A 15,353-nucleotide genomic window follows, 5' to 3' on the forward strand; every position below is an offset into this window, starting at 1 on the left:
ATATCGCCATTCCCTCGAAAGCAGGAATCCGGAAGTTTGAAATAGCGGTTAACCTTAAACATTTCCAATAAATCAAAGTCTGGATTCCCGCCTGCGCGGGAATGACGGCATAGCGGCTTTTCCTTTGCATTTGCCATACACTTGTTTTTTGAAATCACCGCCGTATCCACACCAACCGATAATATTAACCCCCGACCTTCATTCACCATACACATAACACCCCATGATAGACCTGCACTGCCATTCCACCGTTTCCGACGGTATGCTTTCCCCCGCCGAAGTCGTCCGCCTCGCGCATCAAAACGGCTGCACGCTGCTGGCGTTGACCGACCATGACCACACCGGCGGCATCGCCGAAGCGCGTGCCGAAGCCGACAGGCTCGGTTTGCGCCTGATTAACGGCGTGGAAATCTCCGTCACTTGGCGCGGACGCACCATACACGTTGTCGGTTTGGATTTCGACGAACGGGACGAAAACCTGCAAAACCTGTTGGCGCAAGTGCGGCAAGACCGTCTGAAACGCCTCGAAGCCATCGCCGCCAAGCTCGAAAGGAAAGGCATCGGCGGCGCATACGACGGCGCACTCGCGTTGGCGGCAAACAAAGAAATGGTCAGCCGCACACACGTCGCCGAGTTCCTCATCCGGGCGGGACACGTCAAAAACAAGCAGCAGGCGTTCACCAAATACTTGGGCGACGGCAAATCCTGCGCCGTCCGCCACGAATGGGCGACGCTGGAAGACTGCGTCTCCGCCGTCAACGGCGCGGGCGGGCTGGCGGTCATCGCCCATCCGATGCGTTACGATTTGTCCGCCACCGCCAAGCGCAATCTGTTTGAAGAATTTAAAAACCTCGGCGGTGCGGGCATCGAAGTCCACAGCGGAAACTGTTGCAAAAACGACCGCCTCAACTACGCGCTTTTGGCAGAACGCTTCGGTATGCTCGCCAGCGCGGGCAGCGACTTCCACCGTTTAAACGACTTTAGTGGCGGCATCCTCGGCGCGTGTCCCGAACTGCCGGAAAACTGCAAACCGGTTTGGGAACATTTTTCCCGACATTGAATGCGGATAAAAATGCCGTCTGAAAACCTTTCAGACGGCATTTTTTTGTGTTTTAAACGTTGTCGTACAGTTTTCGGACGGTTTTACCGATGGCGGCAATGCCTTTTTCCAGCGTTTGAGCGTCCTGCGCGATGCTCATGCGGATGCACTCGCCTGCGTGCGGGTAATCCTGCGTGTCGATGCCGACGAAGAAATGCTCGCCCGGAATAATCAGAGTACCTTCGGCTTTGAGCATTTCGTACAGGGTTTGCGAAGAAACAGGCAGGTTTTCAAACCAGAGCCACAGGAAAATCGCGCCTTCGGGTTTGTGGATTTTCATCGGGTACGCGCCCAGCTCCCGCTTGAGCAGCGAGACGGCGATTTGCGCCTGATTGCGGTAAAACGGCCGGATGACTTGGTCGGCAAGCCGTTTCATCTCGCCGCTTTCCAGCAGCGGCGTTGCGATGGCCGCGCCGAAGCGCGTGGGGGCAAGGTTCACAATCGCGTTCAGGCTGCTGACGGCTTTGACGACTTCGGGCGCGGCGACGATGATGCCGGTGCGAACGCCCGGCAGGCCGACTTTGGACAGGCTGAAGCAGAGGATGATGTTTTCATGCCAATTCAGCGTTACGTCGCTGTAAATGATGTTGGGGAACGGCATTCCGTAGGCGTTGTCGATAATCAGCGGAATGCCGTGTTCACGCGCCAAAGCGTCCAAACGCGCCATTTCGCCGTCGGTCAACACATTGCCGGTCGGGTTGGTCGGGCGCGAACAACAAATCGCGCCGATTTTGCCTTCTTTCAGCTCGGGCAGGTTTTCCAGTGCGTCAAAGTCCACGCGGTATTTGAAGAAGCCTGCTTCGCCTTCGTGTTCGACGTTTTCGATTTTGGGCTTGACGGAAACGAAGTGCTGCCCTTCGACATGCACGTCGGCATAGCCGATGTATTCGGGTGCGAGCGGCAACAAAATGGCTTTTTCTGCGGATGTGCCGTCTGAAAGCTTGAATTTGCCGCCGAAGAGGTTGAATAAATAGAAAAACGCGTTTTGCGAACCGTTGGTCAGCGCGATATTGTCGGCGGTCAGATTCCAGCCGTATTCAAGGTTGAGGAAGGTGGTCAGCGCGTCAATCAGCGCAGCATCGCCTTGGGGGTTGGAGTAGTTGCCGATGTTTTCGACGGCGTGTTCCGTAGCCAGTTTGGAGAATATGTCGGCGAACGCCCGATCGATTTCCGGAATGCGCGCCGGGTTGCCGCCGCCGAGCATGTTGACGGGCTTGTCGCTTTTGAGCGCGTCGCCGAGGTCGTCCATCAGTTGGAGGATGCCGCTGTGTTGCGTGAATTTTTCGCCGAATGCTGAAAACTGCATGTCAAACTCCGTGTGTGTAAGGTAGGTTGGTTTGTATAGTGGATTAAATTTAAACCAGTACGGCGTTGCCTCGCCTTAGCTCAAAGAGAACGATTCTCTAAGGTGCTGAAGCACCAAGTGAATCGGTTCCGTACTATTTGTACTGTCTTCGGCTTCGTCGCCCTGTCCTGATTTTTGTTAATCCACTATACGTTATGCCGTCTGAAGGTTCAGACGGCATTTTTTCTGTGTGTTTCGCGTACCCAAAGCAGGTCGCAGATGCCGTCGCTCGGGGCAAAGCCGGTCGGGGCGTTGATGAGCAGGGTGCGGATTGCCTGCTGGTCGTAACGGTCGCAGGCCGCACGGATGCGGTCGAGCAGGGCGGAGAGCTCGTGCCACGGCAGCATAGTCTCGTTGGCAGTCATGATGCGCGGATGGCCGGTTTTGCGGACGTTGTTGCCGATGAGCAGCTCTTCGTAGAGTTTTTCGCCGGGACGCAGTCCGGTAATGAGGATTTCGATGTCGCCGTCGGGTTGTTCGGGTGTTTTGGGTTTGAGGCCGCTTAAGGTAATCATTTGGCGGGCAAGGTCGATGATTTTGACGGATTCGCCCATGTCGAGGACGAATACGTCGCCGCCCGTACCCATCGCGCCTGCCTGTATGACGAGCTGGGCGGCTTCGGGTATAGTCATGAAATAACGTGTGATTTCGGGGTGGGTCAGGGTAAGCGGGCCGCCTTCGGCAATCTGTTTTTCAAACAGCGGGACGACGGAGCCGGACGAACCTAAAACATTGCCGAAACGTACCATGCTGAAGCGGGTTTTTTGTCCGGGTTCGGCGGCGAGTGCCTGAAGGCAGAGTTCCGCCATGCGTTTGCTGGCACCCATGGTGTTGGTGGGGCGGACGGCTTTGTCGGTGGAGATGAGGACGAAAGTTCTTACGCCCGATGCCGTGGCGGCAAGCGCGCACTCGAGTGTGCCGAAGATGTTGTTGCGTATGCCTTCGACGGTGTTGAATTCGACCATGGGGACGTGTTTGTAGGCGGCGGCATGGTAAACGGTGGAGACCCGGCAGGCGGTCATAATGCGTGCGAGCAGCGTGCGGTTTTGCACCGAGCCCAAGAAGGGCAGGATTTCGGTATCGGTATTGTTTCGGGCGCAGTATTCGCGCAATTCTTTTTCGACGGCGTACAGGGCGAATTCGGACAACTCGAACAGCAGCAGCTTTTCGGGGCGGCGGCGGATAATCTGGCGGCAGAGTTCCGAACCGATAGAACCGCCGGCGCCGGTTACCATCACGGTTTTGCTGGCAATGTCGGCATTCATCAGGCGGTCGTCGGGCGTGACGGGGTCGCGTCCGAGCAGGTCGGATACGGAGATTTTTTTGAGCGTGCCGATACTGAGTTTGCCGTCCATCAGGTCTTTGATGCCGGGGATGGTCAGCACTTCGCAGGGATAGGCTTCCAGTTTGCTGATGATTTTGCGGCGTTGCGCCTGGGTCGCGCCGGGGATGGCGAGCAGGATTTTTTTCACGCCGCAGCGTCCGATGAGGGCGGCGATGTCGTCGGGACGGTAAACGGCAAGGCCGCAGATGACGGTGTGCCACAGTTTGGGGTCGTCGTCCACAAAGGCGGCGGCGGAATATTCGCGCATTTGTTTGACGGCCTCGAGAAGCTGTCTGCCCGAACGCCCCGCGCCGTAAATAATGACGGGGATCATCTGTTTTTTGGGGTGTTCGGACAACAGTCCGCGCAAAACCATACGCGAGCCGGTCACGGAAACAAACAGCAGTAAGAAATAGACAATCGGCAGAGCGAGGCGCAATTTTTCTTCAAATATCAGCGTATTGAGAAAAAACAGTACGGCGGAGACGAGGCTGCCGGCAAAGGCTGTGGTCAGGACGTGGAAACTGACAAAGCGTGTAACGGCGCGGTACAGCCCGAGACGGGCGAACAGAGCGGCGGTCAAAAGCGCGGTCAGCAGGAAAGACTGCCAGTTGGCAAGGCTGAACCATTCTTCGGAATAGTCTGCCTTCAGGCTTTGGGTAAACCAAAAGGCAATGAAAATCATCAGAAAATCGTGTATGAGGAAACAGATTTTCTTGATGTTGCGCGGTAGGGCAAGCAGGGTTTCCAGAGTCATGTTGTCGGCGGCGTGTGTTTTTCAGACGGCATATGCCGTCTGAAGGGTTATCGTGTGGCTTCGGTCAATACGGCTTCGATGTGTTCTTTGCAGAACGCGATTTCGCCGTCGGTCAGCGTCGGGTGCACCAAGAACATCAGGCTGGTGTCGCCCAGTTCGACAGCATTTTTCAAACGCTCTTTCGGTCGCCAAGGCGTGTTGTCGAAGGCTTTTTCCAAATAGACTTCGGAGCAGCTGCCTTGATAGCAGGGGACTTTGCGCGCGTTCAGTTCGTTCACGATGCGGTCGCGCGTCCAGCCGTCTTTGAGGTGTTCGGGTTTGACGAAGGCGTAGAACTTGTATTGCGCGTGTTCGATGTAGTCTGCGACTTCAACCAAGCGGATGCTGGCAAATTTGCCCAAGCTTTCAGCCAGTTTGGCGGCATGCGCTTGACGGCGGGCAGTCCATTCGGGCATGCGTTTGAGCTGGATGCGGCCGATGACAGCCTGCATTTCCATCATACGCCAGTTGGTGCCGAAACTTTCGTGCAGCCAGCGGAAACCGGGGGCGTGTTGGCGGTGGTACACGGCATCGTAGCTTTTGCCGTGGTCTTTGTACGCCCACATTTTTTCCCACAGGGTTTTGTCGTTGGTCGTAACCATACCACCCTCGCCGCCGGTGGTCATAATTTTGTCTTGGCAGAACGACCATGCGCCGACGTGTCCGATAGAGCCGACGGATTTGCCTTTGTATTTTGCGCCGTGAGCTTGGGCGCAGTCTTCAATCACCCACAAATCATGTTCTTTTGCCAAGTCCATGATGCCGTCCATTTCGGCAGGCATACCGGCAAGGTGAACCACGATAATCGCTTTGGTATTCGGGGTCAGCACAGCCTTGACGGTTTCCGCGCTGATGTTTTGGCTGTTCAAATCCACGTCGGCAAACACGGGGTTTGCGCCTGCGTTCACGATGCAGGACGCGGAGGCGAGGAAGGTGCGCGAAGTAACAATCACATCGTCGCCCGCGCCTATGCCCATTGCTTTGAGCGCGACATCGAGTGCCAGCGTGCCGTTGGAAAGGGCGACGGCGTACCGCGTGCCGGCGAAAGCAGCAAATTCTTTTTCAAATTCGCGGCATTCGCTGCCCGTCCAGTAATTGACTTTGTTGGACAGCAGGATTTTGGAAACGGCATCGGCTTCTTCTTGGGTAAAGCAGGGCCACGGGGAGAGGGAGGTGTTCAGCATGGTGTTTGGTCCGTCGGGTTCAGACGGCATTTCTGACAATATGCCGTCTGATGGAGGGGTTTTGCGTGTTCCGATGAATCGGTCGCACGCTGCAGGTGTTGTCAAAATCGGTTTGTATGGAGGTTTATTTTAATCGCTTATGCCGTCCCGGTCTTGGGGTTTTTGCGCGGCAGCGGCTTTGCCGGGTTGCCCGCGACGGTCATGCCGTCTGAAACGTCGCGCACGACGACTGTGCCCGCTCCAATGGTTGCGCGGCTGCCGATACGGATCTGCTGGCGGCTGCACGCGCCCGTGCCTATCCAGCTTTCTTCGCCGATATGCGTGTTGCCCGACAGGTGCGCGCCCGGGCTGATGTGGACGAAAGCATCAAGCAGGCAGTCGTGATCGACGGTGGCGGCAGTGTTCACAATCACGCCGTCTTTCAATATGCTGTCAGCTTGTACGACGGCTTTCGCCATAACGACGCTGCCTTGTCCGACTGTTGCAGAAGGCGAGACGGTCGCGTCGGGATGAACCAGAACGGGCAGGGCGAAGCCGAGTGCGGCGGCTTTTTCGGCAATTTGGCGGCGGATGCGGTTGTTGCCGACGGCGACGGCGACGTCGAATTGTTCGGGCGATAAACTGTTTTCAAGCAGCAGCGTCGTGCCGATGACGGGGAAGCCGTTGACGCTGCCTTGGGCGCGGTCGTCCAGAAAAACGATTTCGCCGTATGTGCCGAGTGCGGCGGCAAGCTCGGCAACGACTTTGCCGTGTCCGCCCGCGCCGATAACGGCAAGTTTGCGATTCCCCGTGAAAGGAGGCATGGTGGCTTCGCCCTGTGCTGAAATCCCTTCCTTGATTAATACTTTTTTAACCGTCAGCAGTAGGATTTTGATGTCGAGGCACAGGCTGAAGTGGTCGATATACCAGATGTCGCATGCGAAGCGTTCGTCCCATGAGGCGGCGTTGCGCCCGTTGACCTGCGCCCAGCCGGTAATGCCGGGTTTCATTTCGTGGCGGCGGTTTTGGAAGTTGTCGTACAGTGGCAGATATTGCATCAGCAGCGGGCGGGGGCCGACCAGGCTCATGTCGCCTTTGAGGACGTTCCACAGTTCGGGCAGTTCGTCCAGGCTGGCGGCACGCAGTTTTTTGCCGAACGGTGTCAGGCGTTCTCCGTCGGGCAGCGGAATGCCGTCTGAATCAAGCGCGTCGCGCATGGAACGGAATTTGACCATTTTAAAAGGTTTTCCGTCCTTTCCGGGGCGTTCCTGAATGAAGAAGACGGGCGAACCCAGATTCTTGCGGATGAGGTACGCCAAAATCAGGAAAACGGGTGAGAGGACAATCAGCCCCGATGCGGATGCGATGATGTCGAACAGGCGTTTGACGGCTTTACTCATTTGCCAATCTTTCAATCAGGTTGACGATTTTCCGATAGGAAATGTCGCGCCTGAAACGGCGGACGATTTCATCGGACTGAACGGGGTCGTTTTTGCGTTTCAAAATATCTTTGGCGGCTTGAACGAAGCTGTCCACGTCGCCGGAACGGTAATTTTCGTGCGGCAGCAGGTTCAAGAGACCGAGGACTTCGGCATTGGTCTGGCTGTTCAGCACGGGTTTTTGCAATGCCATATAGTCGGAAAGTTTGTTGGTAACCGACTGCATGGCGTGGCTATGGATGGCGTTGACGGCGATGTCGCAGCCTTTGGCGATGGACATCATTTCGGCGTAGGGGAGGTAGCCGTAAAACTTGATGGCGTGGTTTTCATGCTGTTTCAGCTTTTCTAGGTCGGGGCCGCCGCCCATGATGTGCAGTTCGACGTTTTTCCCGCTGTCCAGAAGTTTCTGTATCCCCCTGCAGGCAGTATCGACATCGTAGCTGTGGCTGAGCGTGCCGAAATAGAAGAAACGGGTTTTGACCGTGTCGAAACGGTGTGCGGGTGCGGATGCTATGGCGGCGAAATCCGCGCCGATATAGACGGTTTCGGCGGGGACGTCGGGACGTGCCTCGCGGGCGCGGCCGAGGTAGGTTTGCGATACAGCGACCAATGCGTCGGCGCAGCGGTAGGCGCAATCGGCACGGTCGGCAAAGGGCAGCAGGTTGTGGGGGATTTTTTTCAAAAACGGTACGACCGAGGAGAAGGACTCCGGCCATACGTCCTGTACGTCGATAATCAGTTTGTAGCCCAAACGCGCTTTATGCCTGCCTAAAAGCAGGTTGGTCGCCATCAGTGGATAGGCGGAATAGACGATGTCCTGTTCCGCCGCCTGCGGGCTGTGCAGCCAGCGTGCCAAATTGTGGACGAATACGCGATGGCTGGCGACGCGGGCGAGGGAGACGTTTTTTCGGTAGCCGAGTTCGTCCAGCAGCTTGACGCGCAGCCTGCCGTTTGAAATGGCGGCAGCATCTTCATGCCGTCTGAAGGATTTGTCGTAGTGGCGGAAACGGCTGGTAATCAGCAACACGTCGTGCGATTGCGACAATCGTTCTGCCAGATACCAAAAGCGGTTGAAATACGGTTCGGACGGCAGCGAGCAGTAGGGGGCGACTATGGTAATGTTCATCGGCGGCTTTCAGACGGCATTACATGGTATAGGCGGCCATGGTGGTACGGTAGATTTCGTCGTCGGAACAGAGTGCGGCGACGTGTGCGTGCAGCCTTTTGCCCATTGCTTCGCGCAACAGCGGCTGTCTGACGAGCGTGTCTACGGCGGCGATAAAGGCTTCTTCGTCGCCGAAGGGGATGCAGTAACCCGTTTCCCCGTTGACGACCATTTCGGAAATGCCCGCCATATCGTAGGTAACGACGGGCGTGTCGTAAAGTCCTGCTTCCAAGATGTTGTTGCCCACACCTGCGCCGTGGTCGCCGATGCAGTGGGGCGTGTTCACCAAAATATCCACGTCTTTGAAGTAGGCGGTCAAATCGCGCACGCCACCGAGGAAGGTAACTTTGCCGTCTATGCCCAGACGTTCCGCCTGTGCTTTCAAATTGTCCATTTCTTCGCCTATGCCCGCCACGTTCAGGCGTACGGGCATATCGCGGTCAACCATTTTTTTGAAAATGTCCAGCATCAGATGCACGGCGCGGACAGTGTCCAGACGCGACAGCGTGCCGAGCATAACGCAGCCTTTGGCGGTTTTTTCGGGAACGGAATCGGGACGGTGCAGCGCGTTGTAGGTATAAGTGATGCGGTGGGCGGGAAAACCGTAGCGGATGAGTTTGTCGCGCTCGTGTTTGCAGTTGCCGATGATGTACACGCCCAAACGGTCGAACAGCCGGGCGATTTTCGGATAGGTTTCGGGGTTGAGCCCGCGTGCGTGGTAGAACACTTTGGTTTTCGGCGAAACGATTTTGGCGGCAACGGCGCAGGCGGGCACGATGCGCGCCATTTGGCAGTGGATGATGTCGGGTTGTTCGCGCCGCAGCATTCGGGCGTAGGCAATCATGCCTTTGAGGTAGCCGAAAAGGCCGCCGCGATAGAAATCGACGGGTTGCCAACGTATGCCCAAGGCTTGCGCCTCTTTGAGCAACGGTCCGTCCGAAGAGGCAAGGATGATGTCGTGTCCGTGCTGCCTGAGCAGCCGGCCGAGGCGGAAGGTGGCGTTTTCCGTGCCGCCCAGACCCGCCATAGAAGTGGTCAAAACGATTTTCATGATGTAGAACCCATGTTTTTCAGACGGCAAAACAGGCGGTTTAATTCTGTTTTGTGCCGCAGGATGCAGCCTGCCAAATATACGGCCCATACGGCGGCGAACAGGGGATGGTTTTCCCGTGTGCCGAAACAGGCGTGGAGTGTCGCAGAAGTCAGGCAGAACAATGTGTGCATATAAAGCGGCAGGCGTTTGAGCGGCTGCCACAGGCGGGAAGAGCTTTCTGTCTTAAAAAAAAAAAACAGCCAGAATGAGGCGGCGCAGGCAACCGCCGCACCGCGCGCGCCTTCAGACGGCACGAGCAGCCTCAACAGTAGCAGGTTTGCCGACAGCGCGGTCAGGTTGGCAAGCGTAATCAGCCGTGTTTTGCGGACGACATTCAAACCGATACCGCTGATTTCGGTCAGCGTGTAAAACAGCGGCGGCAACATGCACGATACGACGATAAACCTGACGGACGCATAGGTTTCAGGCAGCAGGACGGAAACCAAAGGTGAAAAAATACCGGTCAGGCAGACGGCTGCGGCAAGCAGCGCGGCGGCGGATTCTGCGGTTGCCGAAATGTGCGGCATCGGGGCATTTTCTTCGACCATGCGGAAGATATGCGGCGTCCAGACCGTTGAAAAAATATTTTGGAACACCAGTGCCGCCGCACCGAAGGTAATCCCCATCGAGTATATGCCGAGCTGTTCCAATCCGGCGTATCCTTTCAGAAAGAAGCGGTCGGCAGAAGTCAGTCCCCAGTAGGCGAGGTTGCCCAGTGCGAGCGGTATGCCGTAGCGCAGGCCGCGATGCAGGACGACGGATGAAAACGGTGCGCGCCATGCGGCTTTCAGACGGCATCGGTTTTGAAACAGCAACAGGGCGAGGGCGGCGAGGTTCGCCAGCGTGTAAACGGCGGTCAGGGTTGCCGTGTGCGCCGGAAAATGCAGCAGTGCGACAGCCGGAGGCAACAGCAGCAGGATGGCGAGCTTCGGTATGAGTTGTGCGGAAGAAAAGGCAAACGCACGTTCCTCCATACGCAAAATCAGTGATAAAAAACGGATGGGCAAAATGGTGAGTGCAAACAGCATCAACCCGATGCCGACGGCGGAGCTGTCGAGCGAAAACAGGATTTCAGACGGCATTTTGGGACGGGAAAGCAGAAAGGCGGCGGCAAGTGCGGCCGACAGCAGCGGCGGCAGGAACAGGGTTTTGAACAAAGTGTCTTTGTCGGCGGAGGCATAGTATTCGCGGATGTATGCCTGATCCAAACCCATGCCCAAAACCAATATGCCCAAGCCTGCCGCCGTCTGCATCAGTATGATGCGTCCGATGTCGGCGGCAGGAAAGTACCACGACAGAAGCGGCAGGGTCATTATGCCCAAAACCGCACTGCCGAGCGAACCTGCCGCGTAGCCGAGGATTTTTTTTGTGTCCATTTCAAATGTTCAGACGGCATCGGGATACTCTCCAATGCCGTCTGAAACCTTTCTCTATCAGGCTTTGACGACTTTCGGGCTGCCGTCGCGGAAGCGTCCGCGCGTATCGACGATGAGTTTGGCGTGTTCGGCGATAAGCGGGTAGTCGAATTTGTCATGGTCGGTGGTCAGTACCACGCAGTCGAAGCCTGCCAGCGTTTCTGCCGTAATCGGGGTACTGGAAAGGTTGAAGCAGTGGTGTCCGGGAATATGGGGGAAAACGGCGACATGGGGGTCGGAATAGGCGATGTCCGCCCCCAGTTTGTGCAGCCTGTCCATCACTTCCACCGAGGGGCTTTCGCGCATGTCGTCCACGTTTTTTTTGTAGGAAATGCCCAGAATCAGAATTTTGCTGCCTTTGACGGAGCGGTTGATGCCGTTGAGAGCGAGGGCGGTTTTGCCGATAACGTAGTCGGGCATATGGGAATTGACTTCGCCCGCCAGTTCGATGAAGCGCGTGTTTACGCCGTATTCGCGTGCTTTCCATGTGAGGTAGAAGGGGTCGATGGGGATGCAGTGCCCGCCCAGGCCGGGACCGGGGTAATACGGGACGAAGCCGAAGGGCTTGGTGGCGGCGGCATCGATGACCTCGTGGATGTCTATGCCCATTTTGTCGGCGACGATTTTCATTTCGTTAACCAGACCGATGTTGACGGCGCGGTGGATGTTTTCCAGCAGCTTGGTCAGTTCGGCGGCCTTGGTCGAGCTGACGGGGACGACGCGGTCGATGGCGGGGCTGTACAGCGCGATGCCGACTTCGAGGCAGGCGGGCGTGTGTCCGCCGACGACTTTGGGGATGGTGCGCGTTTCAAAATTGGGGTTGCCCGGGTCTTCGCGTTCGGGCGAATAGACGAGGAAGATGTCTCTACCGGCTTTCAAACCGCTTGCCTCGACGCGCGGCAGCAGTTCTTCTTCGGTCGTGCCGGGGTAGGTGGTCGATTCGAGCGACAGAACCTGACCGGCGCGCAGGTAGGGTTTGACTGCGTCGGTGGTGCCGGTAACGAAGCTGATGTCGGGTTCGCGGTATTTGTTCAGTGGGGTCGGAACGCACAGGATGACGGCATCTGCTTCGGCAATCCGGGAAAAGTCGTCAGTGGCTTCAAAACCTTTTCGGCGTGCCGCTGCGATTTTTTCGGAAGGGATGTGTTCGATATAGCTTTTGCCCGAATTGAGGCTGCCGGTTTTGAAGGTGTCGATGTCGAAGCCGAGGACGCGGAAGCCGGCATCGGTGTAGCGCAGCATCAGCGGCAGTCCGACATAGCCCAAACCGACGATGCCGATGACGGCGGTCTGGTCTGCAAATTTTCGGATAAGCTGGTCTTTCATATTGTCCTCACGGCGTTTCAGACGGCAGTGCCGTCTGAAGAATGTTATTTCATCTTGGTATTATATAGTGAAATTGTCATGAATCCGTCAAAAAACGTTATCGTTTTTTCGGAACACGGTTTTGATGTCGTGTCCGAGGATTTCGGTGGAAACGGGTGTCCACAAGGGCGGTGCGGAAAGGGCGGCGTGGTTCTCGGGCAGGGAAAACAGGTCTTTGCCGATGCCGAGGATTTTGGGCGAACGGTACAGCACGATTTCGTCTGCCAGGTCTTCTGCCAAAAATGCGGATGTGAGTTCGGAGCCTGCTTCGACCATGATTTCGCCGAAACCTTCGTCGGCAAGGAGGCGCATCAGGTGGTGCAGGTCGATTTTGCCGTCTGCCGTTTCAGACGGCATCAGGATGCGGATGTGTGCGTGTTCCCGATAGGGGCGGAGTTTGTCTTCATCGCGTTCCAAGGTGGCGATGTAGGTCGGAGATTGTCCGTCGGTAACCAAATGGCTGTACGGGTGCAGGCGCAGGCGGCTGTCTAACACGATGCGCGCGGGTTGGCGCAGGGTTGGGAAGTCGCGGACGTTGAGTTGGGGATTGTCCGCCAACACAGTGCCGATGCCGGTCAGCACCGCGCAGCTTTCGGCGCGCAAAACCTGTACGTCGGCACGCGCTTCTTTGCCGGTAATCCAAAAGCTGCTGCCGTCTGAAAGCGCGGTTTTGCCGTCCAGCGAAACGGCGCATTTGAGGCGGACGAAGGGGCGGCGGCGTTCGATGCGCGATAAAAATCCCCGGTTGAGTTCGCGTGCTTTGTTTTCAAGCAGCCCGCATTCCGTCTTGATGCCCGCTGCTTCGAGCAGGGCAAGCCCTTTGCCTGCAACCAGCGGGTTGGGGTCGCGCATGGCGGCAACGACGCGTGTTACGCCGGAACGGAGCAGAGCTTCGGCACAGGGCGGGGTACGCCCGTAATGGCTGCACGGTTCGAGGGTAACAAAGGCGGTCGCGCCTTGTGCCATTTCGCCCGCCTGACGCAGGGCGTGGACTTCGGCATGGGGTTCGCCCGCTTTGACGTGGAAGCCCTGCCCGACAATTTGGCTGCCGTGTGCGATAACGCAGCCGACGCGCGGATTGGGCGAAGTGGAAAAACGCCCCAAAGCGGCAAGGTCGAGGGCTTTTTGCATCATGGATGTATCTGTGTCCGAAAACATGGGGATACCGTATCAGTATGGGTTGGGGAGAATCAGGTTTTGCCGCCTGTTTTGACGGCTTGCGCCAGCCACGAGGCGAAATGTTCCGTGCTGTCGAAGCGTTTGTGCAGGGCGGCGAAGCGGACGGCGGCTTCCGTGTTGTGCTCAAGCAGCTCTTTTAGCACCATGTCGGCAAGTTCGGCAGAGGGGATGTCGCGAAGACCCGAAGTGTAGAGCCTGTGTTCCGTCAGGCGGACGGTTTCGTCAATCTGTTCGGGTGTCAGGGCGGATTTTCGGGCGGCGGCGGTCAGGTCGTTGCGGAGACGTTGTGCATTGAAGGGCGAACGTTTTTTGTCCGGACCGATGACGGCGGGCATTTTGAGTTCGACGGTTTCGAGTGTGCCGAAGCGTTTGCCGCAGCTGGGGCAGTGGCGGCGGCGGCGGACGGTATTGCGCTCTTCCATCAGGCGGGAATCGGCAACTCGGGTGTCTGGGTGGCTGCAAAACGGGCATTTCATGGTATTTCCTCACTGATGCCGTCTGAACGTCAAACCGATACGCCGGCTGCGCGTGCGATTTCCAGGCCTTCTTCGGCACTCATATAGACGGGGTTACGGGGTCGGTCGTTTAAAATAATTTTGCCTTCGCGGAACATGACCAGTTCGTTCACGGTAAGTTGGGACCATGATTCGTCGCGGGTCAGCGGCAGGGTGGCGATAACGGCAACGCGGTCGTCCGGCGTGGTTACTTCGGCAAAATCGACCATTACATCGTCGTCGAGCAGGCGTGCCTTGCCGAACGGGGCTTGGCGGACGATGTAGTGCAGCAGCGTGCTGGCGTGGGCAAACAGGGAAATGCCGTCTGAAAGCATAAAGTTAAACAGCCCGAACTTGCGGATTTCGTGCGTCAGCCCGGCAATGGCGTCGAACAGGGTTTCGTCGTCAGGACGTGTGTCGAAGCGGGTGCGGAGGCGGTTGAGGATGTGGCAGAACGCGCGTTCGGAATCGGTTGTGCCGACGGGGTGGAAAAATTCTCCCTGTTCAGGAAAGAAGTCGACCAAATGCCCGTTGTGGGCAAACAGCCAGTAGCCGCCCCACATTTCGCGCATAAAGGGATGGGTGTTTGCCAGCGAGGTTTGTCCTTGCGATGCTTTGCGGATATGGGCGACGACGTTTTCCGATTTAATCTGGTAGGCGCGCACGAGGTCGGCGACGGGGGAATTGGCACTGGGTTTGTCGTCGTGGAACAGGCGCACGCCTTTGCCTTCGAAAAAGCCGATGCCGAAACCGTCGGCGTGATGGTCGGTAATGCCGCCCCTGCGGCGGAAGCCTTCAAAGGAAAACATAATATCGGTCGGCGTATTGCAGTTCATGCCCAGCAGTTGACACATAGTTTGTCCAAATGATTCAGATGGTCGCAAGTATTCGGATTATACCCCGAACTGAAAATGCCGTCTGAAATACGGCTTGTTCCTCCATTGTTCACGCGAAAACGGAAAACAAAGACGGAAACTTAAAATTCCGCCATTTCCGCTCAGGCGGGAATCCGACTTGTCCGGTTTCGGTTGTTTTTCGTTCCGTAACTTTTGAGCCGTCATTTTCCCCATTATTCCCGCAAAAACAGAAAACTAAGAACAGAAACCTAAAATCCGTTATTCCCGCGCAGGCGGGAATCTAGAATTTCAATGCCTCAAGAATTTATCGGGAAAAACCAAAACCCTTCCGCCGTCATTCCCACGAAAGTGGGAATCTAGAAATGAAAAGCAACAGGAATTTATCAGAAATGACCGAAACCGAACGGACTGGATTCCCGCTTTTGCGGGAATGACGGGGTTTTAAGTTGCTGTTTCGGTTTTCTGTTTTTTGTGGAAATAACAAGATTTTAGGGTTGCAGAAACTTCTCCGAAACAACAAAAAACCCTCCGCAGTCATTCCCACGAAAGTGGGAATCTAGAAATGAAAAGCAACAGGAATTTATCGGAAATGACCAAAACTGAACGGACTGGATTCCCG

12 protein-coding genes are annotated in these 15,353 nt (G+C 56.4%); 1 reads left to right on the plus strand and 11 read right to left on the minus strand.

The features are described 5' to 3' along the window. Positions 1 to 223 precede the first annotated feature (223 nt). Positions 224 to 1,060: a PHP domain-containing protein gene (locus KEM39_RS00190; RefSeq protein ID WP_118997019.1), complete on the plus strand. Its 837-nt coding sequence runs from the start codon at positions 224 to 226 to the stop codon at positions 1,058 to 1,060. A 52-nt stretch (positions 1,061 to 1,112) separates the two neighbouring features. Here KEM39_RS00190 and KEM39_RS00195 read toward each other — a convergent pair whose 3' ends face one another. The 11 genes from KEM39_RS00195 to KEM39_RS00245 form a co-directional block, all read right to left on the minus strand. Further along, positions 1,113 to 2,405, minus strand: a complete 1,293-nt coding sequence (locus KEM39_RS00195; RefSeq protein ID WP_118997018.1) for a valine--pyruvate transaminase — start codon at positions 2,403 to 2,405, stop codon at positions 1,113 to 1,115. 209 nt (positions 2,406 to 2,614) lie between these two features. Next, a complete protein-coding gene (locus tag KEM39_RS00200; protein WP_118997017.1) occupies positions 2,615 to 4,525 on the minus strand; it encodes a nucleoside-diphosphate sugar epimerase/dehydratase in 1,911 nt (636 codons plus the stop codon). 47 nt (positions 4,526 to 4,572) lie between these two features. Further along, positions 4,573 to 5,748, minus strand: coding sequence for a DegT/DnrJ/EryC1/StrS family aminotransferase (locus tag KEM39_RS00205; RefSeq protein ID WP_118997016.1), 1,176 nt, complete (start codon positions 5,746 to 5,748; stop codon positions 4,573 to 4,575). Positions 5,749 to 5,885: 137 nt separating this feature from the next. Next, the gene (locus KEM39_RS00210; protein ID WP_118997015.1) at positions 5,886 to 7,127 is read right to left on the minus strand and encodes a NeuD/PglB/VioB family sugar acetyltransferase; all 1,242 of its coding nucleotides are present in this window, start codon (positions 7,125 to 7,127) and stop codon (positions 5,886 to 5,888) included. Then, entirely contained in the window at positions 7,120 to 8,292 is a 1,173-nt protein-coding gene (locus KEM39_RS00215; RefSeq protein WP_061726638.1) for a glycosyltransferase, read from the minus strand. The genes KEM39_RS00210 and KEM39_RS00215 overlap by 8 nt, the downstream gene beginning before the upstream one ends. Positions 8,293 to 8,311: 19 nt before the next feature. Continuing rightward, positions 8,312 to 9,382 carry a glycosyltransferase family 4 protein gene (locus KEM39_RS00220; protein WP_118997014.1) on the minus strand — a complete coding sequence of 357 codons (1,071 nt, stop codon included), beginning with the start codon at positions 9,380 to 9,382 and terminating at the stop codon, positions 8,312 to 8,314. Then, positions 9,379 to 10,800, minus strand: a complete 1,422-nt coding sequence (locus KEM39_RS00225; RefSeq protein ID WP_211709444.1) for a lipopolysaccharide biosynthesis protein — start codon at positions 10,798 to 10,800, stop codon at positions 9,379 to 9,381. The genes KEM39_RS00220 and KEM39_RS00225 overlap by 4 nt, the downstream gene beginning before the upstream one ends. A 57-nt stretch (positions 10,801 to 10,857) precedes the next feature. Next, positions 10,858 to 12,165 carry a nucleotide sugar dehydrogenase gene (locus KEM39_RS00230; protein ID WP_118997012.1) on the minus strand — a complete coding sequence of 436 codons (1,308 nt, stop codon included), beginning with the start codon at positions 12,163 to 12,165 and terminating at the stop codon, positions 10,858 to 10,860. Between the two features lie 87 nt (positions 12,166 to 12,252). Then, positions 12,253 to 13,362 carry a bifunctional diaminohydroxyphosphoribosylaminopyrimidine deaminase/5-amino-6-(5-phosphoribosylamino)uracil reductase RibD gene (gene ribD / locus KEM39_RS00235; protein ID WP_025457998.1) on the minus strand — a complete coding sequence of 370 codons (1,110 nt, stop codon included), beginning with the start codon at positions 13,360 to 13,362 and terminating at the stop codon, positions 12,253 to 12,255. 32 nt (positions 13,363 to 13,394) lie between these two features. After that, complete coding sequence (locus KEM39_RS00240; RefSeq protein WP_118997011.1) at positions 13,395 to 13,859, minus strand: transcriptional regulator NrdR; 465 nt, start codon at positions 13,857 to 13,859, stop codon at positions 13,395 to 13,397. 29 nt (positions 13,860 to 13,888) lie between these two features. Then, positions 13,889 to 14,731, minus strand: coding sequence for a class II glutamine amidotransferase (locus KEM39_RS00245; protein WP_211709445.1), 843 nt, complete (start codon positions 14,729 to 14,731; stop codon positions 13,889 to 13,891). Between the last annotated feature and the right edge of the window lie 622 nt (positions 14,732 to 15,353).

Source organism: Neisseria sp. Marseille-Q1983, from assembly GCF_018224585.1.
GTDB classification, from domain to species: domain Bacteria; phylum Pseudomonadota; class Gammaproteobacteria; order Burkholderiales; family Neisseriaceae; genus Neisseria; species Neisseria polysaccharea.

Bases quoted from the DNA above. Each gene is read 5' to 3' on its own strand.
- KEM39_RS00190 (WP_118997019.1), top strand. From the start codon at position 224: ATGATAGACCTGCACTGCCATTCCACCGTTTCCGACGGTATGCTTTCC.
- KEM39_RS00215 (WP_061726638.1), bottom strand. From the start codon at position 8,292: ATGAACATTACCATAGTCGCCCCCTACTGCTCGCTGCCGTCCGAACCG.
- KEM39_RS00200 (WP_118997017.1), bottom strand. From the start codon at position 4,525: ATGACTCTGGAAACCCTGCTTGCCCTACCGCGCAACATCAAGAAAATC.
- KEM39_RS00240 (WP_118997011.1), bottom strand. From the start codon at position 13,859: ATGAAATGCCCGTTTTGCAGCCACCCAGACACCCGAGTTGCCGATTCC.
- ribD (WP_025457998.1), bottom strand. From the start codon at position 13,362: ATGTTTTCGGACACAGATACATCCATGATGCAAAAAGCCCTCGACCTT.
- KEM39_RS00205 (WP_118997016.1), bottom strand. From the start codon at position 5,748: ATGCTGAACACCTCCCTCTCCCCGTGGCCCTGCTTTACCCAAGAAGAA.
- KEM39_RS00195 (WP_118997018.1), bottom strand. From the start codon at position 2,405: ATGCAGTTTTCAGCATTCGGCGAAAAATTCACGCAACACAGCGGCATC.
- KEM39_RS00225 (WP_211709444.1), bottom strand. From the start codon at position 10,800: ATGGACACAAAAAAAATCCTCGGCTACGCGGCAGGTTCGCTCGGCAGT.
- KEM39_RS00230 (WP_118997012.1), bottom strand. From the start codon at position 12,165: ATGAAAGACCAGCTTATCCGAAAATTTGCAGACCAGACCGCCGTCATC.
- KEM39_RS00220 (WP_118997014.1), bottom strand. From the start codon at position 9,382: ATGAAAATCGTTTTGACCACTTCTATGGCGGGTCTGGGCGGCACGGAA.
- KEM39_RS00210 (WP_118997015.1), bottom strand. From the start codon at position 7,127: ATGAGTAAAGCCGTCAAACGCCTGTTCGACATCATCGCATCCGCATCG.
- KEM39_RS00245 (WP_211709445.1), bottom strand. From the start codon at position 14,731: ATGTGTCAACTGCTGGGCATGAACTGCAATACGCCGACCGATATTATG.